19 protein-coding genes are annotated in these 16,879 nt (G+C 69.7%); 6 read left to right on the top strand and 13 right to left on the bottom strand.

What is annotated here, in order from left to right:
- Positions 1 to 9 precede the first annotated feature (9 nt).
- Positions 10 to 678, top strand: a complete 669-nt coding sequence (locus OG455_RS27395; RefSeq protein WP_266298122.1) for a YdcF family protein — start codon at positions 10 to 12, stop codon at positions 676 to 678.
- A 25-nt stretch (positions 679 to 703) separates the two neighbouring features.
- Positions 704 to 1,435 carry a WbqC family protein gene (locus tag OG455_RS27390; protein WP_266298119.1) on the top strand — a complete coding sequence of 244 codons (732 nt, stop codon included), beginning with the start codon at positions 704 to 706 and terminating at the stop codon, positions 1,433 to 1,435.
- Here the strand turns inward: OG455_RS27390 and OG455_RS27385 are convergent.
- Positions 1,422 to 2,108, bottom strand: a complete 687-nt coding sequence (locus tag OG455_RS27385; protein WP_266298117.1) for an ASCH domain-containing protein — start codon at positions 2,106 to 2,108, stop codon at positions 1,422 to 1,424. The two genes, OG455_RS27390 and OG455_RS27385, sit on opposite strands and share 14 nt — an antisense overlap.
- Before the next feature lie 267 nt (positions 2,109 to 2,375).
- Positions 2,376 to 3,299, bottom strand: coding sequence for an IS5 family transposase (locus OG455_RS27380; RefSeq protein WP_266300973.1), 924 nt, complete (start codon positions 3,297 to 3,299; stop codon positions 2,376 to 2,378).
- A 159-nt stretch (positions 3,300 to 3,458) separates the two neighbouring features.
- On the opposite strand from OG455_RS27380, the gene OG455_RS27375 reads away from it, so the two are divergent.
- Positions 3,459 to 4,667, top strand: a complete 1,209-nt coding sequence (locus tag OG455_RS27375) for a S8 family peptidase (protein WP_266298115.1) — start codon at positions 3,459 to 3,461, stop codon at positions 4,665 to 4,667.
- Between the two features lie 158 nt (positions 4,668 to 4,825).
- On the opposite strand, the gene OG455_RS27370 is transcribed toward OG455_RS27375, so the two are convergent.
- Positions 4,826 to 5,700 (bottom strand): IS5 family transposase gene (locus OG455_RS27370; RefSeq protein ID WP_266298113.1). Its coding sequence is split into 2 segments (ribosomal slippage): positions 4,826 to 5,308 and positions 5,311 to 5,700, totalling 873 coding nucleotides; the frame shifts between segments, so codons are not numbered across the junction.
- Positions 5,701 to 6,335: 635 nt separating this feature from the next.
- On the opposite strand from OG455_RS27370, the gene OG455_RS27365 reads away from it, so the two are divergent.
- From OG455_RS27365 to OG455_RS27355, 3 genes are all read left to right on the top strand, one after another.
- The gene (locus OG455_RS27365; protein ID WP_266298111.1) at positions 6,336 to 6,509 is read left to right on the top strand and encodes a hypothetical protein; all 174 of its coding nucleotides are present in this window, start codon (positions 6,336 to 6,338) and stop codon (positions 6,507 to 6,509) included.
- Positions 6,510 to 6,656: 147 nt separating this feature from the next.
- Positions 6,657 to 7,076, top strand: a complete 420-nt coding sequence (locus tag OG455_RS27360) for a hypothetical protein (RefSeq protein ID WP_266298109.1) — start codon at positions 6,657 to 6,659, stop codon at positions 7,074 to 7,076.
- 188 nt (positions 7,077 to 7,264) lie between these two features.
- Positions 7,265 to 8,089 carry an SAM-dependent methyltransferase gene (locus OG455_RS27355; RefSeq protein ID WP_266298107.1) on the top strand — a complete coding sequence of 275 codons (825 nt, stop codon included), beginning with the start codon at positions 7,265 to 7,267 and terminating at the stop codon, positions 8,087 to 8,089.
- Positions 8,090 to 8,128: 39 nt separating this feature from the next.
- On the opposite strand, the gene OG455_RS27350 is transcribed toward OG455_RS27355, so the two are convergent.
- From OG455_RS27350 to OG455_RS27305, 10 genes are all read right to left on the bottom strand, one after another.
- Entirely contained in the window at positions 8,129 to 9,100 is a 972-nt protein-coding gene (locus OG455_RS27350; RefSeq protein ID WP_266298105.1) for a Scr1 family TA system antitoxin-like transcriptional regulator, read from the bottom strand.
- A gap of 112 nt (positions 9,101 to 9,212) precedes the next feature.
- Positions 9,213 to 9,449, bottom strand: a complete 237-nt coding sequence (locus OG455_RS27345; protein WP_266298103.1) for a DUF397 domain-containing protein — start codon at positions 9,447 to 9,449, stop codon at positions 9,213 to 9,215.
- A gap of 611 nt (positions 9,450 to 10,060) precedes the next feature.
- Positions 10,061 to 10,876 (bottom strand): SGNH/GDSL hydrolase family protein, encoded by an 816-nt coding sequence (locus OG455_RS27340; RefSeq protein ID WP_266298101.1) that lies wholly within the window; start codon positions 10,874 to 10,876, stop codon positions 10,061 to 10,063.
- Complete coding sequence (locus OG455_RS27335; protein WP_266298099.1) at positions 10,873 to 11,199, bottom strand: hypothetical protein; 327 nt, start codon at positions 11,197 to 11,199, stop codon at positions 10,873 to 10,875. Before OG455_RS27335 ends, OG455_RS27340 begins: the two co-directional genes overlap by 4 nt.
- Before the next feature lie 78 nt (positions 11,200 to 11,277).
- Positions 11,278 to 11,508 carry a hypothetical protein gene (locus tag OG455_RS27330; RefSeq protein WP_266298097.1) on the bottom strand — a complete coding sequence of 77 codons (231 nt, stop codon included), beginning with the start codon at positions 11,506 to 11,508 and terminating at the stop codon, positions 11,278 to 11,280.
- A complete protein-coding gene (locus OG455_RS27325) occupies positions 11,508 to 12,557 on the bottom strand; it encodes a major capsid protein (RefSeq protein WP_266298095.1) in 1,050 nt (349 codons plus the stop codon). Before OG455_RS27325 ends, OG455_RS27330 begins: the two co-directional genes overlap by 1 nt.
- A 14-nt stretch (positions 12,558 to 12,571) precedes the next feature.
- Entirely contained in the window at positions 12,572 to 12,994 is a 423-nt protein-coding gene (locus tag OG455_RS27320; RefSeq protein ID WP_266298093.1) for a head decoration protein, read from the bottom strand.
- Between the two features lie 124 nt (positions 12,995 to 13,118).
- Positions 13,119 to 13,727 carry a hypothetical protein gene (locus tag OG455_RS27315; RefSeq protein ID WP_266298091.1) on the bottom strand — a complete coding sequence of 203 codons (609 nt, stop codon included), beginning with the start codon at positions 13,725 to 13,727 and terminating at the stop codon, positions 13,119 to 13,121.
- 796 nt (positions 13,728 to 14,523) lie between these two features.
- The gene (locus tag OG455_RS27310; protein WP_266298089.1) at positions 14,524 to 16,356 is read right to left on the bottom strand and encodes a hypothetical protein; all 1,833 of its coding nucleotides are present in this window, start codon (positions 16,354 to 16,356) and stop codon (positions 14,524 to 14,526) included.
- Between the two features lie 86 nt (positions 16,357 to 16,442).
- Complete coding sequence (locus tag OG455_RS27305; protein WP_266298087.1) at positions 16,443 to 16,769, bottom strand: hypothetical protein; 327 nt, start codon at positions 16,767 to 16,769, stop codon at positions 16,443 to 16,445.
- Between the last annotated feature and the right edge of the window lie 110 nt (positions 16,770 to 16,879).

The raw sequence follows: 16,879 nt of genomic DNA, 5'->3' as shown, positions 1-16,879 counted from the left end.
GAGAGATACGTGACCGGCACGAACCAACGCGGGATCACCGACCGGCAGTGGGCGGACACCGCGCTGCTGTGGGACTACCAGCAGATGGGCCACGACCTTCGGCCGTGCGACGTGGCGATCGGTCTCGGATCGCATGACCTCGGGGTGGCCGCCGAGGCGGCCGGGCTGTACCTGCGCGGCCTGGTCAGCCGGATCGTGTTCACCGGCGGCCCGAACCCGTCCCGGCCGGATCACTTCCCGCGCGGTGAGGCCGTGCACTTCGCCGAGCATGCCCTGTCGCTCGGGGTTCCGCAGAGCGCGGTGCTGACGGAGCCGAACGCCCGCAACACCGGCCAGAACATCGCGTTCAGCCGCGACGTGCTGGCAGGCGCCGCAGTCGCGGTGTCGTCAGTGTTGCTCGTCTCCATGCCGTACATGGAGCGCCGGGCGTACGCGACGTGCCGCAAGGTGTGGCCCGAGGTGGAAGCGGTGTGCGCGTCCACCCCGATGGACCTGCACGACTACGTGAAGACGATCGGCGACGACACGCTCGTGATCGACAGTCTGGTGGGTGACCTCCAGCGGGTCATCGAGTACCCGAAGCTCGGCTTCGCCGTCGCCCAGGACGTACCGGAGAGGGTGCACGATGCCTACCAGCGCCTCATCACCGACGGGTTCGACAGCCGTCTTCTTACCTGACCTTCAGCCGCCGGCTGGCGGGCTGGTGTGCGCGATCCACCAGCCGAACCTGCTGCCCCGCCTGTCCACCGTGGCCAAGATCTTCGCGGCGGACGTGTGGGTCGTCTTGGACGATGTGCAGTTCACGCGCCGCGACTACCAGCACCGTGCTCGCCTCGGTGACCTCCGCAGTGGGGCAACCCGGTGGCTGTCCCTTCCGACGCATCTACCGGACGGCCGGGCCACGGTGATCCGCCAAGCCCGCCTACTCGATCCGGCGTGCAGCCGCAGTCGCATGGAGGGCGTTCTGCGCGAGCAGTACCGGGCTTCCCCGTTCTGGCCGGAGTTCTCCGACCGCCTCGGGCCCGTGCTGGACCTGTTCGATGCCACCAACCGGACGGCGGAGATCACTCAGGCGTCGACCGAGCTGCTGCTCGCAGCTCTCGGTTGGCACGGCAGGCTGGTGCGCAGCAGCGACTTCGCGGTCAGGGCCGGGCGTACGCGGCGGCTGGTGGACCTGTGCCGGGCGGTCGGGGCGGGCAGCTACCTGTGCGGCACCGGCGGAAGCCGCTACGTGGAGCGGCAGGAGTTCGCGAACGCACGGATCGAGTTCGTGCCGTTCACGGTGCCGGAGGTGGGGGTATGGGCGGAGGCCCGGTCGCTCAGCACGGCCCATGCCCTGATGGTCCATGGTCCTGCCGTGGTGCGCCGGACTATGGAGGCCGTGCAGCCGCCGACCGCCGGTGCCGGCACGGCTGTCGGGCTCAGTCGGCTGTGATGAACCGAGCCACGCCTTCACCGGCAGCGATGTGGACGTGGAAATGCCGGTTGTGCTGCTCGTCGCCGACGGAGGTGAGGACCTGGCAGCCGCCGAGCTGGGCGGTCACCGCACCCGCAAGAGTCTGCACAGCGGACAGCATGTCGGCTGCCAGGTCCGGTGCGAGTTCGAGGATCGAGCGGACGTGCTCCTTCGGTACGACGATGATGTGCTCGCTGCCGAAGCCGGGTACTGGCGGCCGGAAGGCGAGAACTGCGGCCGTCTCAAGGACCACGTCCACTTCCACAGCGCCCGGAATCACCTGATCGCAGTACCAGTCAGGCTGGTCTCCGGTTCGGGGCGTGAATTCGATGGCGAGGGCTCCCAGTTGCTCGCGCTCCGGCGTGTAGATCCGGCGCAGCGCCCGGAGCGCGCCCGCGTGGTCGGTGCGGCTGTTCACCGCCGTCAGGCTCTCCACGTCGAGCAGGGCGGGGAAGTCCGCGTAGCGCGTCACCCGGATCACGTCCGCCTCCACATGACCGGCCCCATCGGACACGAACCGGATGAGGTGGCCGGGGCGGATCGCAAGCTTCGACGGTGAAGCGACTCTGACCTCAACCGTCTTGGTGCCGTCCCTGATGAGGTCGAAGTACTCAGGGAGCAGATGGAGATGGTGAACTACTCGGCTGTGCATGCTCTCTCCACTCCCCGCTGGCCGTTGTCTGGTGGCCCGGTTGAGGCTACCGGCGGGCGGGGAGGCTCGCCGGGTAATCACAGGTGATCCATCCAAAGGGGCGTTGAGAGGTCGACCCCCCTGCCCGTAGCGATCTTGCTTAGGTCTTGCGGTGCCTGCCTGGGGCCTTCGGCGGGGCCAAGTGCTTCACGCCGTCGCCGTGGACGATCCGCTGCGCGGCCGCGCAAAAGGGAGGTCTGCTATGCCCCCTAGGCTCTGTCCGGTCGATCATGTGCGGAGCCAGATCATGAAGGCTGCGACGGTGACGGTCCCCAGGTAGACGTATGCCCTCTTGTCGTATCTCGTCGCGACGGCGCGGTAGTTCTTCAGTCTGCTGACGGCTCGTTCGACGGTGTTGCGTTTCCTGCACCGATCCCGATCGAACCCGGGTGGTCGGCCGCCGGCATGCCCGCGCAGGCGGCGGTTGGCAGCCTGGTCGCTCTTCTCGGGGATGCTGTGGCGTATCCCGCGACGCCGTAGGTACTGGCGTATTGCCCGGCTGCTGTACGCCCTGTCCGCGCTGACGCTCGACGGGGTGCTCCGAGGCCGGCCAGCACCGATGCGGGGAACCCGGATGCCTCTCATCACCGCCTCGAACTGTGTACAGTCCGCACGCTGGCCCTGTGTCAGGACCAGGGAGAGCACGCGGCACCGGCCGTCGGCGCTCAGGTGGATCTTGGTGGTGAAACCGCCTCGTGAGCGACCAAGGGCATCACCCTCGCAGACTGGTGCAACGGCTTTGCCGACACCTGGCCGGAGCCCGCCGGCGGAGTGACGCCCGGACGACAGGGGCATCGGCACCGTGCGCCGGGCACCGGCGGCGTGCTGGTGGGCGCGCACGGATGTGGAGTCGACCGCGATCTCCCAGTCGATGTCACCTTCCGCGTCGGCCTCGGCCTGGAGCCGATGGAGCACCAGGGCCCAGGTACCGTCCTCCGACCACCGCCGATGCCGTTCGGAAACGGTCTTCCACGGCCCGTAGCGGTGCGGCAGGTCACGCCACGGCACACCGGTCCGAATCCGGTGCAGCACCCCGTTGATCACCTGCCGGTGGTCGCGCCACCTGCCGCACCGCCCGGTGCCCACCGGCAGGTACGGCCGAAGCCGCTCCCACTGCGCATGCGTGAGATCGCCCCTGCCTCTGTCCTCCACGGCCGGGTCAACGACCACTCCGCCAACCGGAAACCGGGCAGGCTCCCGCGGCGTGCCGCGCTCAAGGAAGGTGCGCGGACGGACGATGCATCAGGTGACCGTCACGCGCGGGGCTGTCCCGGCCCCGGGGGCGGTCCCCTTTTCGTGAACGGAGCACCCATGCGACTGTCCGCGCGCTGCGCGTCCGCCGCCCTCATGCTGATCATTCCCCTGGCCGCCGCGCAGAGCGCGGCAGCCGACGGCCCGTCCGAGCGGGCCGTCGCGGCTCCCCTGCACAGGACGGCCACGGCCGTGCCCGGTGAGTACATCGTCACGGTGGACAAGGGCCTGGACCCGGCCCGGGTGGCGGCCAGGGCCGGGGGCGTCAAGCCGCTGCACACCTACCGCCACGTCCTGAACGGGTTCTCCGCCCGCCTGGACGCAGCCCAGCTGGAGCGGGTACGTGCCCTACCCGGGGTGGAGGCCGTCGAGGAGAACGGCCGCGCCGGCGCCCAGGCGGCCACCGTCTCGCCCACCCAGGACAAGCGGGCGGTGGCCGCCAGCTGGGGCCTGGACCGCATCGACCAGCACGACTGGGACAAGGACGCGGGGACCGGTGACGGGCAGTTCAACGTCGAGGGCAACGGAGCCGGCGTCACCGCCTACCTGGTCGGCACCGGCATCGACTTCGGCCACGACGAGTTCGAGGGCCGCGCCACCCTCGGCACCGACACCGTCGGCGACGGGAAGAACGGTGCCGACTGCAACGGCGTCGGCACCAACGTCGCCGGCATCGTCGGCGGCAAGACCTACGGCGTCGCCCGCAAGGTGAACCTGGTCAGCGTCCGCGTCGTGGGCTGTGACGGCAAGGGCACCGCCGAGCAGATCATCGCCGGCCTCGACTGGGTGGCGGCCAACGCCAAGAAGCCCGCCGTCGCCAACATCTCCGTCGGCGGCGACAAGGACGAAGCACTCAACAAGGCCGCCACCGCGCTCTCCAACGCGGGCATCATGCCCGTCGTCTCCGGCGGCAACGGCGCCCGCGACGCCTGCAACTCCTCCCCCTCCTCCGCCGAGCGGGTCATCACCGTCGGAGCGACCGACAAGTACGACGAGGAGACCGACTTCAGCAACTACGGCACGTGCGTCTCGCTGTACGCGCCCGGCAAGGACATCACCTCCGCCCAGCTCGGCGGCGGCAGCATCTCCAACAGCGGCACTTCCATGGCCGCCCCGCACGTCACCGGCACCGTAGCCCTCTACCTCGCCACACACACCGACGCGACCCCCGAGGACCTCGCGCTGTGGCTCTCCACCGAAAGCACGAAGGACGCCCTGACCGTCACCAAGAGCAGCCCCAACGAACTGCTGTACGCCGGCGGCCTCTGACACCTCACCACCCCGCCCACACTGCCCCGCCGTGCCCAAAGGGTCGGCGGGGCAGTCCCACATCAAGCCCCGGCCCCCACCCGGCCCAGCCAAAACCCAGTACGGCCGCCCCCCATGATCGACCGGACAGGGCCTAGGGAGTGTTTCGAAAGTGCTTGTCACAGCCACTCGTTGATGGCGGCGATCAGCACTGTTGCTTCGTAGCGGACGGCGAGCTTGTCGTATCGGGTCGCGACCGCGCGGTGGCGCTTGAGGCGGTTGATCCCGCACTCCACCGCGTGACGTTCCTTGTAGTCGGCCTTGTCGAACTTCGGTGGCCGGCCCCCGTGGGAACCGCGCTTCTTGCGGTTCGCGATCTGGTCGCGTTTCTCCGGGATCGTGCAGCCTATACCGCGTCTGCGCAGGTAGACACGGTTCGCGCGGGAGCCGTACGCCTTGTCGGCGCGGACCTTGTCCGGCCGAGTGCGTGGTCGTCCCGGGCCGGGCCTGGGCACGCGGATGCGGCCCAGGACCACCTGGAACTGCGGGGAGTCGCCGCGCTGTCCGGCCGTGATCACCAGCGACATCAGCTTCTGCGCCTGCTCGACCGCCAGGTGGATCTTGGTGGTCAGTCCGCCGCGGGAGCGTCCGAGCCCGTGGTCGTCGGGCTCGGTGAAGACGCCGCCGGGCGGCTCGACCTGCAGGCCCCCTTTTTCCGGGCGCCGGCGGCGTGCTGATGTGCGCGGGCGATCGTGGAGTCGACGGAGACGTCCCAGGTGATCAGGCCCTTCTCATCGGCACGGGCCTGGAGCTGTTCGAAGATCCGGTGCCACGTGCCGTCGCGCTGCCAGCGGCGGAACAGCCCGTACACCGTCACCCACGGCCCATACCGCTCGGGCAGATCGCGCCACGGTATGCCCGTACGGGTCCGGAACCGTATCCCGTTGATCAGCTGCCGCTTGGTATGCACCGGCGGCCGACCGGCCTTGATGCCCTGCGGCAGCAGAGGTTCCAGCGCCAGCCACTGAGCGTCTGTCAGATCTCCCCGAGCCATGGAACGTGATCATCGCACGACCTTGATCCACTTCTGAAACAGGCCCTAGGAGTCTCCTGAAGATCTTGCCCTGACTGCCTGATTCACACCGGATTGCCGGTAAATGTCAATCGGGTCGAACCAGTGCAAGCCGGGCGCATTTTCAAGATCTTCATCAGACTCCTAGAGGAGGTGGCCGCTGTACCTGCTCTCGGCTGGGGAGTCTCTTTGAGATCTTGCCAGGCGCGCGCCACTGGAGGCCCCGAGCGTTCGCAGATTACCTCCGAGCCACCGACGGAGGTCGGATTCTCGACGAGTGGCCAGGGGCTCGGGTCGACCCAATCTGCTGACCATTTTTGATTACTCTGGAGCAGAATCGGTTCCCTGTTCGGCGTCAGTGTGTCCGGCGAAACGGGGAGGATTGCGTGGGGCCTTCCAGTGCGACCGGCGACCGGTTGGCGCGCTACGTTTCTTCGCAACGGCCCTACCCCACACGGGGGTTGCCTCGCCCGGTGTCATCACCACCGGACGAGGCCGTCAGGCCAGTCATGGAGGTACACCTACCTATGTATGACCGACCCGCTTTCGGACGGGCTCTGCCCGAGGTGTTCGCCCACGCTAGCAGGGGAGGCGACCCCTTCGCGGGATTGCGCGGAGTGCGCGTCTCCCGCGGCGCGGTGCAGCTGCACGCCGTCCTCGCCCCGTTGGTGCTCGTGTGGGCGGTCCTGTCGCCCGCCGAGGCGGAGTGGGCGCACGCGGCGTTGATCCTCGGTGTGCTCAGGATGTGCCGCAGCACCGGCTTCGAGTGGATCCGGGTCCGCAGGATCTGAACCCGACCGCGCGGGCCGGTCCGGGCACTTGTGGGTGCCCGAACCGGCCGTCGCGCCCGCCCTCTTCCGCGCCGCCGTGCGCACCTATGCGCCCCTGCGCCTGCGGCGGGCGCCGCCTTCCCGACATCGACGCCGAACGGAGCCCTGGTGTCCATAGCCCCTGTCGGCTACGCCGCTTTCGTCGAACTGCACTACGGCCACTACGAGATGTACGCGCGGGCACGCTTGGGCGACACCGGCCTCGCCGAGCGGGTCGTCGAGCTCGTTCTGCGCAGGACGGAGGCGGACTGGGCATGGGCACTGCGCGACGACCCCGCGGCCTTCACTTGGCGGGCCTTGTGCGAGGCCGTCACCGTGGCCCGTACGAACGCGCCGGCCTCCCGTTCGGACGGTCTCCACCGCGCCATGCCCGACCGGGCCGCCGACGCCGCACTGCTGCACGAGTTCCTCGGCTTGGAGCTGGCCGCCGCAGCCGCGCTGATGGGGCTGGAGGAGCCCGCCGTGCACGCCCAATTGAAGGCCGCCCATCGCTGGCGGGCCGGCCGCGATCCCGCCGGAGGCACCTGACACTGCGCCGACCGTCCCCGACAGCCTGACGAACCGGCCACGCGTGCCCTGGTTCGCCAGGCTCTTCGCCATGCCTTCGCCACCTTCACTCAGACGTGTGGTTTCGGCAATTGGCATCACGGCCTATCATGACGCAACGTCATACTTGCTCGCTGGCGCAGAAGTTCGCATCACGCAGGGGGTAGCGGATGAACCGGAACGAGGCCGACGATTGGCAAGAACCAATTGACAGGGCCAGACCAAGTGCGGCTCGCATGTATGACTACCTGCTAGGAGGCAACCGTAACTACCCGTCCGACCGCAGGGCGGTCGAGGAACTACTGAGGACCGTACCGAGCACCCGCGAACTGGCACTCAACAACCGCAGCTTCCTGATCCGCGTGGTCCGGCACATCGCCGAAACGTACGGGATCAAGCAGTTCATCGATCACGGATCGGGCCTACCCACCCAGAGCAACGTTCACGAGGTCGCCGAAGCCATCCATCGGGACGCGCGCGTGGTGTACGTCGACAACGACCCGATGGTCCTCGGCTACGGCCGGGCCGTACTCGACGAGAGCCCGAACGCAGTGATCCTCAACGCCGACATGGCGGACACGCCCGCGATAGTGGCCGGCCTCAAGGACCGGATCGACCTGGCCGAGCCGGTCGCCGCACTCTTCGTCTCCGTGCTTCACTGCGTCCCCGACCGGGACAACGGCGACCCTAAGGCGATCATCGAGCGCACGGTGAGCCTGCTCGCCCCGGGCAGCGTCGTGGTGATCTGCCAGCTGGTCAGCGACGACCCCAAGGTCCGCAAAGCCGTGACCGATCTGATGCAGCAGCAGACCGGTGACAAGTGGGGGTGTGTGCGTACCGAGGCCGACGTCCACAGCTTCTTCGATGTCGACAGGCTCGTCATCGAGCCCCCAGGTCTGGTGGACGTCACCGACTGGTACCCCGACGCTCAGACCCCCGCCCGGCAGGCGACCACGGAGTGGATTGAGTTCGGCGGGCTCGCCCGGGTCGTCTGACCCGAACGGGCCCGCCAGTTGCCCACCCCAGCTCCGCTGCTACAGGCGGAGCTGGGCCTCCATCAGGGCGTTCTCGATGAGCCGGCGGCTGTCCCGGTAGCCGGGAGCCCTCATGAGCACGTTGTCGATGAGATCGTCGAGGTCCACGTAGTCGGGGTCGGCCACCTCGTTGCTCCCGGGGAGCGAGCCGCGGTGGAAGGACGCAGTGCGGCCCGCTTCGTTGTAGATGACATCGGGCACCGCGTCCGTGAGCGACTTGCGGAACCCGAGGCGGGCCAGGGTGCTCACGGGGACGGCCAGGGGAGCCCGCGCGTTCATTACTCGGATGCCGACCGGCAGGGCCCGGTTGTCCACGAGGTCGAGGATCCCCTGCAGCTGGTCGATCAGCACCTCGGGGTAGCCGAAGTCCGCGTAGAGCGCCGCCTCCTCGATGAAGAACCTACCCCTGGGCTGGTCGGTGACCAGCCGCTGCGCGAACCGGGTGCGGCGCTCGGCTCGCAGACCGACGACCACGCTCTGCAGCCCGGCGTCCTTCAGGCTGGCCGGCAGGGTGTAGTTCGTGACGAGCCTGGCGTACTCCTCGGTCTGGAGCTGGCCAGGGATCGCATTGCGGTCCACCACGAACAGCTCGGTCGCCGACTCTTCCAGCGAGGTCAGCCGGAGCATCGAGTCGGGTACCACCTCGCGGTGACCGCTGCGGAACTTCGACGCCCAGCCTTCCTTCGAGGCGGCGAACGCGAGGTCCTTCAGGTGGTCGCGGTGGGCGCCCGGCGCGACGTCCAAGCCGTCCAGGATGATGGACACGATGTGCGGCTTGTCGATCCGCACCTCGCCGCCTTCGAGACGGCTGTAGTACGACGTGCTGACACGCTTCCCGGTCGCCTCCACCACCTCGCTCTGCTTGCGGCGCCCGCGCGCGACCTCCAGATGGGCGCCCAGGAGCAGCCCTGCCTCCGCCCACGGCCGGTCCACGCCGTCCCCGCGGCCAGAAATGAACGTATCGACGGCCATAGGGCCCCCCAGTGCTTTATCCCAACCTTTGAGCTAGCCGGATGAGTTTCGCACAAGGGAGCCCCGCCGTCACACCAATCAGCTAAGACGGGAATCCGCCGTCAGCTGAACATCAAACCGCCAGATGATCGAATTCCCCGTTGCGGGCACCGTCCAACAGGGCGTCGATCTCGGCGCGGGTGAACACCAGAGCCGGCCCGCCCGGGTGTCGGCTGTTGCGGACCGCCACCGCACCGTCGTCCAGCGAGCGCAACTCTACGCAAGACCCGGTGCCCACACTGCGCTTGGCCTTCTGCCACTGGCCCTTCGCCTTGATGGTGTCCGCCGCCATGCCGTTGAAGATCTCCATTACGACTCCTCTTCCATGATCGAACGACACCCCACTCCCATTGGTCGTATGAATGGGAAGCCCCTACCGGGAGGCCGCGCAATCCCGCACGGGATTTCGCAGGCCGAGCGAGAAGAATCATTCACCCTTGACGGCGAAAAAATCCACTACACAATCGAGTGAATGCCGGTGAATTCTGCACATCTATGACCAGAAGATGATTACACTCTTCGGCCCTTCCTCGCGGAACCCGCATGAGGCAGCGAATCGCAACCCCTAAAGGCTTTCCCGCGACTCCCGGCGGCCCGGCGGCGGAGACGTGTCGGTGGTGCCTGAGACACTCTGGTCCGTGCTGATCAAGGGAGACGACTACGGGCCGCTGGCCTTGGGCGAGTGGCTGCCTGAGCGCGCCGGGTTCTGGTCCAACCACCTGCTGGCCATCTGCCGGTTCACCTCGGGTGAAACCCAGCCAGCATCGGAGTGGTTCGGTGACAACGGCGCCGACCCGGATGCCCTAGCTCGTCGCTCCCCTCCGGGACCGGGCGGAGGAGGAGCGGCGGGTCAGTCGGAACTCCGTGGGAGCTTGAAGGGGCTCCCACGTGCCCTACTCTCCCTGCGGATACGGTGGTCGGTCACCTGACACCGTCTTCGTCGGCGTCAGGCCGCAGGCCGAACCCACGGGTGCAGCGTGGGTGAGCGATGGGCCACTCGGCGGCGGCCTCGACGGTGCGCAGGGTGCGGACGGCCTTGTCGGGGTCAGGGTGGCTGGTCCAGCCGCAGTCGAAGCCGTCGAACACCTCAACGAATTGGACACCGTGTTCGCGGGCCACCGCGAGGGTGCCCGCGTTGTAGGCGACGGCCGTGCGGGCCAGGGTCGCGGCCTCGGCCCAGGCCCGGATAGGAACTCGAGCGCCGTTGCGGTAGACGACCCGGTCGAGGGGGTGGGCGGCGGCGAGCTGGTCGGCCAGGGCCTTGGCCGCTTGGAGGGCAGTGCGGCCGGTGAGGGTGGTTGGGATGTGCTGACGGGCGGCGGCTCGGGATGCCCGGTAGAACGCGCCGGCTTGGCGGACGGTCTCCTGGGAGCGGCGCAGCAGGTCGGTGTAGGTGTCGGTGGTGAGGTCGCGCAGGGCGTGCTGGTGGCTGGAGGTCCAGGTGAAGGGGCGGCCGAGGGTGGCTGCGGCTGTGGTGGCGCCCTGCTCGTACAGGGCGGGGATCTGCTGGTCGGCGAGGTCGTGCACGGCACTGTCCACAGCCCGGTGGAAGTCCCGGACCGAGGTGGTGAACTTGGACAGGGCGTAGGCGAGTTCCGGCTGCTGCCGAGCCGCGAGGGCGGCGAGGACGGCGGCCTGCGCGGCGGCGAGGTGCTGCCAGGCGTCGGTGAGGGCGTCGGCGGCCGTGGCTGCGGCGGTGCGGGCGCCTTCGCCGCGGTCGGCAGGGCTGGGGCTCATCGGGTGCGGCGGACGGCCCGTATCGGGACCGACTCGATCATGTCGGTGGTGTCGCTGGCTGGGGTGTCGTCAGGGCCGGGCTCGGCGTGGAGGAGCGCGATCTGCCGTTCCACGCCGGTGAGGTTGGCGGTGCGGTCCATGGTGACTACCCCGTCCACGACCAGGCGCAGGGGTTCGGCGAGGAGCGCGGCGCGGCGTTCAGCGAGGACTTCGAGGGCGACTTCACGGGCGGAGCCGAGGCGGGTGTGTCGGGCGGCGAGGTCGTCAGCGGGGGTGGTGGGGCCGAGTTGGGAGAGGAGCCAGGCCAGTGCTGCGGGGTCCACGGGTGATTCCGTTCGTTGTTGGGGGTGCGGCGCGGACCGGCACCCCGGGGGTGGGGTGCCGGTCCGGGGTGCCGTTGGCTACTCGGTGTCGGTGCGGGCCTTGCGGGCCCGCGTGGGCTTCACCGGCTGGGGGTCGTCGTCGGGCTCGGCCTGTTCGACCTCGTCGCGGTCGGGGCCGGGGTGCCACGCGGCGGGGTGGGTGATCAGGTCGGCCAGGTCGGGCGACACCTCGGCGCCGGGCAGCAGGACGACCCGCTCCCCGGTGGCGGGATGCTCGACGTGGACGGCGTGCGCGAGCCGCCTGGCCATCACAGAACCGTCGCCACGATGTGGCAGTCCGGGGTGTGGAGGACCGGCATCGCCACTGCGGCGCCCTTGGTCCAGATCTGCACCGGGTCATCCTGCGCGCCGCGGGTGAGGATGATGCCGGGGGCGTCCTCCTTCACGATCTCGGGGTTGGTGCCCCGGGAGAGGACCAAGGCCTCAGCGGTGACGCCGTACTGGGTCTGGCCCCACCGCTCACGGTTGGGCGGCAGCATGACCCACCGGTCGTCGGGCAGGACCTTGGTGGCGACACCGTCCACGTTGACCTGGCCCTTGTAGATCGTGACGGGCGGCAGGCCGTAGTTGGCGCGCACGGTGTTGACCTGGGCAGGGTTCAGCGACTGGGTCGGGGTGTTCGACGGGTTGACGCTCCCGAAGTACGCGGCCCTGTAGGCGTTGTTGCTCGCCAGGTAGGACAGCGCGCGCCGGGAGGTGATCACCATCTCCGGTTCCGGTGCGCCGAGGTCGTCGAGGTACTGGATCCAGGTCTGCTCGTCGCGGATCGGGTCGGAGGTCGGGTCGCTCCAGGGCTTGGCGGCTGTCGGCATGTTGCCGGCCGGGACGCCGAAGTCGATCTCGATGGTGAGGCCGTTCTCGGCGTTGAGGGTGAACTTGCCGTCCGTGAGGACGTCGCCGGCAGCGAGTTCGAGGCGGGAGCGGATCGCCTCGATGTGCCGCTCAGCGTCGTCGTACAGCAGCTCCAGCAGCCTGTCCTGATCGGCGCCGTGGGCCTGCTCCAGGAGGATCTGCTGCTGCTCGCCGACGATGAGCTTCTGCCCCAGCGGCGGAAGCATGCCTTCCCTCGTGGTCTCCCACGCCGTGCGGTCCGCGAACGGCACCGAGCTGTCGTACGCCCGGTACTTGGCGGTGTTGACCCTCCGTCCGTTCTGCTTGATCCGCCACTTCACCTCGTTGGTGACGAGGGTGGGGAACACCGTGCCGGTCAGCAGGAAGTCCGCCGGGGAGGGGATGGAGCGGGCGAACGTGGTGAGGTCGTTCGCGGACACGCCCTTGATGAGGTCCTGAATGGTCATCGCTCAGGCCCCCGTCACACGAACCGGATCAGCGCGCCGCCGGCGGGCGTCAGCGTGACCTTGGTGGTGTCGATGCCTCCGGGGATCTTGGAGGCGCGGGCAACGCCGTGCCACATCAGGGCGCACGGGATCTTCGGCTGGCCGGGGGCGAACAGTGTCTCGTCGAAGACGAGCCCGGCGAGGATCTGGCGGCCGTCGACGGCGGCCGGGTCGTAGGGGCCGTAGAGGCCCGACGCGGTGATCTTGCCGAGCGGCACGCCGGACAGCAGGCGGCTGTAGGGCTGGGTGGAGTCGGTGGACGCGACGTAGTGGGTGCCGGCGACGAGCTTGGACGCGTCGATGGTGACGGTCTCGGTCTGGTCGGTGCCGTGCAGGCTGGCGAGCCACGAGCGGCTGGCGGTGTACGTCGCCGAGGTGGTGATCGGCTGGATGGTCACGAGAGGTGATCGCCGTTTCTGGAGCTGGCGGTCACGCACTCACCTGGTGGTGGTGCCGTCCACGAAGGGTGGGGCGTGGTCCCCGTCCCGGATCGCTGCCGGGTCAGGCAGGCCGGACGGCCGGTCAGGCCGCCACGTAGCCGCGTCGCTTGGCCATGTCCAAGCCCGCCGATCCGGCGGGGGCGGTGTTGTGGCCGCGCGGCGGCGGCCCACCGGCCGGGGAACCGCCCGGCGCGGGCTGCGGCGTGATCGCGGCGGCCGGGGCGACGGCGAAGAGCTCGGGGCGGCGCGTCTGGAGCGCGGTGGCGGCGTCGGCCACCGCCTGGTCGTCAGCATCGTCAGCGAGGTCGAGGAGGCGGTCGGCGTCGGCGAGGTTGGCACCGGCTGCGCCGAGTCGGGCGAGGGCGGTCTGCCTGCGGGCGGCCTGGATCTGGGCGGCGGCCTGCTGCTCGCGCTGCACCGCGGCCTGCTCGCGCTGGACGGCGGCCTGCTCGCGGCGCTCGATCTCGCTGAGGGCGGCCTGCTCGGCGGTGCGCTGCGTCTGGATCCACGTGGTGAGGTCGGCGGCGTCGGTGAAGCCGAGGTCCGCGACGAGCTTGCGGATGGCGGCTCGTTCGCCCTGGGACTTCTCGCGGGCGAGGAGCTTGGCCAAGGTGTCCTGCGTGACGAGGGTGGTGCCCTCCCCCGGCGCGGAAGGCGCAGCGGCGGGCGGGTTCGGCTGGGGGGCGGTCATCGGATTCCTCCGGCAGCAGCGCCCCCGCGCCGATGATCAGTGTAGCGACTCGCCCCGTCGGCCCCCGACCCATCCCCGGCTCCTTCGATGGGTTCCCCAACGGGAACCCATGGCGGTCACGGGAATGGGTTCCCCGACGGGAACCCAGCAGGTTCCCCAACGGGAACCCTGGAGTTACCGAACGGGAACCCCTTTCAGTACCTGTTCTTTTCCTACTTCAGTACCTTCCCCCCTACCCCCCACAGGGGGCTACCTGCGGGCGTAGGTCCCCGCTTGCAGGCGATCTTGGACGTGCGCCCGGGGACTGGGCCACGGACCTTCCCATCCGCTCCCCGGGGGCGTCACCCGGCCAGCCGAACGCGGCCTTCCAGGGCCCCTCGCGGTGACCGTCGCCCTCACCGAGGACCGCAGGCTGCTAGAACCTCCGTACGATCCCCCTGAAGGCCTCCCAGGGCCTCGCCACTACGGGTGAGGCCACCCGGGGCTACAGCAGGGAGCGCGTGCGCGACATGCTCCAGCAGCTAGCAGCGCGCTCCAGCGCACCCGACCGGTTGCGCTCAGCCAGGCTCCACCACCAACAGTAGGCACGCCGTGCTGCGCGCAGCACCGGGCAGCGCGGTGACCCGTCCTCAGGGGCCTGCACACCACGAGCGAGGCCCAGGTTGGGGCCAGTGATGGTCATACCAACGCAACTCTCCAAGGCGCAGGGAGGTTACGCCTGCCGCTACTGCCAGCAACCGGAACAGGGCCGGGGCCTGACGTGCGCCAGCTGGCTGGCCCCGGCCCCGGCACGGGGCTACTCCTGCGGGTCCTGCCGACCGGCGGGCAGCGGCACCTTCGGCAGCTGTGGTCCGGCCGGGCCGAGCCCCAGGAACTTGCGCACCGCCTCGTTGTCCCCCGTCGCGTCCGCGAGCCGGGCCGCCTCCTCGAACGCGCTCGCCCTGATCCGGCGCACCTCCTCGGCGGCGTCCTCGATCGGGTAGCCGACTGCGGCGAGCATCCGCACCGCGGTCTCCAGGCTGAACACCCCCGCGCCGACGCCCTTCACCACCTCGTCCAGGGTGGCGGTGCGATCAGTCGGCACGTGAGGCCCCCAGCTCAGGGCAGCCGCGGGCAGCTCGCCCGCCGGCCAGCCGTCTGCCCGCCCGGCCTGGAACAACCTGCCCGCGAACTTGAACAGCAGCTGGTACTTGTGGGCGCGGGCGAGGCGCATCTCCCCCACGAGGGAGTCCAACGGGCCCAGCGCCAGAGCGAGGGCGTACCCGGACGGCACCTGCGACGGCTGCAACGTTCCCAGGCCGGAGGAGGTCAGGCGGCTGTTGCCTGCGAGGCGGTCAAGGAGGTGGTCGGTGCGCTCCCGCAGCTCCGCGAGCTGCGCCGAGGTGTCGAGCACACTCATGGACCCGCCGTCGCCCAGCGAGATCACCGTGCCCGGCTTCACCTCGATCGGCACAGGCGCGCCGGTCGTGCGGTCCTTCTGCGCCCGGGCCCCGGAGACGGCCAGCAGCGGCTGCCCGGTCGTCGCGCTCGCCGCCGACGAGTCCGTGTCCGTCGCGGTGATCTCGTCCAGGACCTGCATCACCCGGGAGATCACAGGCTGCCCCCAGTGCTCCCCGGCGTCCGGAACCGAGTTCGTAAGGTGCACCACCGGCACAAAGTCGATACGCAGGTCCAGGCCCTGGAGGACTTCACCGTCCGCCCGAACCCGGTAAGTCGCCTTGTCCACAGGCAGGTTGTAGACGTCCTGCCCGGCCTTGAGGTCTTCCAGAAGCCACTCGGCGTCGGTGAGGTAGCAGGTGCTCTGTGAAGGCCGCCCCGGCGCCCACGGGTAGACGCGGCCGATGACCCCGCTGACTGGGTCAGAGGTATCCCCGACCTCCAGGACCTGGGCGCCGTCCGGGCCTGTCGCCCACTCCCGGTGCGCCCCGGCGCTGCCCGCCGCCAGCACCGGCCGGGTCGCTGCGCCAATCGGGCCCAGCTCGTAGGTGATCCGCCGCAGTCTCGCCTTGCGACCCGTACGCGGGTCCTCCGGCAGCTCCCACGCGAAGTGCACCCGCTCGGGGAACTCGGCGGCGTCGACCTCGTCGTCCCATTCCGGGAAGAAGAACCCCGGGTCGAGGGTGCGCAGCACCGGCCGTCCGGCCTGCGGTTCCCACGCCAGGGTGTAGACGCCGTCGCCGGAGCGGACCGTCGAACGCTCGCACTGCTGCATCCGCAGCGGCAGCAGTTCCCGGCGCGCCCACTCCCGTAGCCGTTCCTGCATGTCGGCCGCAGCCGCCGCCGGCTGGTTCCCGCTCGCGCCCTGGTCGCGCTCGGCGCCGGGCACGACGATCTGCTGCGACGCGCCGAGGAAGTAGCCCAGCGCCGCCGCGTTCAGCTTCGCCGGGTCGCCGAGTTCCCGCCGATCCAGGCCATTCTCGTCACCGGCGGCGAACGCCAGCTGCCCGGCCTGGTTCTGGTCGTACGCGGCGAGGACCTTGTACGTCTGCAGGCGCCGCAGGTCCTCGGGCGGCACCCAGCCGGCCGCCAGATCCCCGAACGGGCCGATACCGCTGCGGACCGGTTGGGACATGATCGGCTTGTAGTTCAACCACGACCAGCCGTCGATGATCAGCTCGCGAAGCCCCACAGATGCTGCCCTCCCAGGCAACCGGGCCCCACGCCACCCATCAGCCTAGACGCAACATCGGGCAGCCAAGGCACCCTGCCGGAGCGTCAGCCCCTCCGGCAGCCCCCAGCGAAGGCGTACTGGTCGAGGTCGGCGCGAGTCGGCTCATCGAGCTTCCCCCACTCCACCGCGCACAGCACACCGGTAGCCTCCTGGCCGCGCCCCTCGATGATGTCGCGGCGCACCCGCCCCAGCTCGGCTGACCTCTTGATCTTCGCGTCGAGTGCCTGCGACCACTCCGGGCTGCCCTCGACGGGCCCGGCCGGCGGCTTCGGGTCGTCCGACAGCACCACCACCGCACCGACGACCACACCCACGTCCAGCAGTGCGCTCGCGGCCTCCACGGCTACCCGCCGCTCCCCGATGATCTTCATGGATGCAGAAGATAGCAGGGCACCCGAACCATCGTGGACTAGACCTCGTGCACCGCGCGAGGCTGGACGCTGCCTGGACCGCGGTGCGGACCCGGCCTGCGGCACGCCCG

It is taken from the genome of Kitasatospora sp. NBC_01287 (assembly GCF_026340565.1).
Lineage (GTDB): Bacteria > Actinomycetota > Actinomycetes > Streptomycetales > Streptomycetaceae > Kitasatospora.
The sequence above is the reverse complement of the archived record's forward strand: the minus strand, read 5'-3'. Positions and strand labels throughout refer to the sequence as shown.

Excerpts from the sequence above, each read along its gene's own strand:
- OG455_RS27325 (WP_266298095.1), bottom strand. The coding sequence starts at position 12,557 with ATGACCATTCAGGACCTCATCAAGGGCGTGTCCGCGAACGACCTCACC.
- OG455_RS27340 (WP_266298101.1), bottom strand. The coding sequence starts at position 10,876 with ATGAGCCCCAGCCCTGCCGACCGCGGCGAAGGCGCCCGCACCGCCGCA.
- OG455_RS27350 (WP_266298105.1), bottom strand. The coding sequence starts at position 9,100 with ATGGCCGTCGATACGTTCATTTCTGGCCGCGGGGACGGCGTGGACCGG.
- OG455_RS27345 (WP_266298103.1), bottom strand. The coding sequence starts at position 9,449 with ATGGAGATCTTCAACGGCATGGCGGCGGACACCATCAAGGCGAAGGGC.
- OG455_RS27375 (WP_266298115.1), top strand. The coding sequence starts at position 3,459 with ATGCGACTGTCCGCGCGCTGCGCGTCCGCCGCCCTCATGCTGATCATT.
- OG455_RS27355 (WP_266298107.1), top strand. The coding sequence starts at position 7,265 with ATGAACCGGAACGAGGCCGACGATTGGCAAGAACCAATTGACAGGGCC.
- OG455_RS27315 (WP_266298091.1), bottom strand. The coding sequence starts at position 13,727 with ATGACCGCCCCCCAGCCGAACCCGCCCGCCGCTGCGCCTTCCGCGCCG.
- OG455_RS27330 (WP_266298097.1), bottom strand. The coding sequence starts at position 11,508 with ATGGCCAGGCGGCTCGCGCACGCCGTCCACGTCGAGCATCCCGCCACC.
- OG455_RS27385 (WP_266298117.1), bottom strand. The coding sequence starts at position 2,108 with ATGCACAGCCGAGTAGTTCACCATCTCCATCTGCTCCCTGAGTACTTC.
- OG455_RS27305 (WP_266298087.1), bottom strand. The coding sequence starts at position 16,769 with ATGAAGATCATCGGGGAGCGGCGGGTAGCCGTGGAGGCCGCGAGCGCA.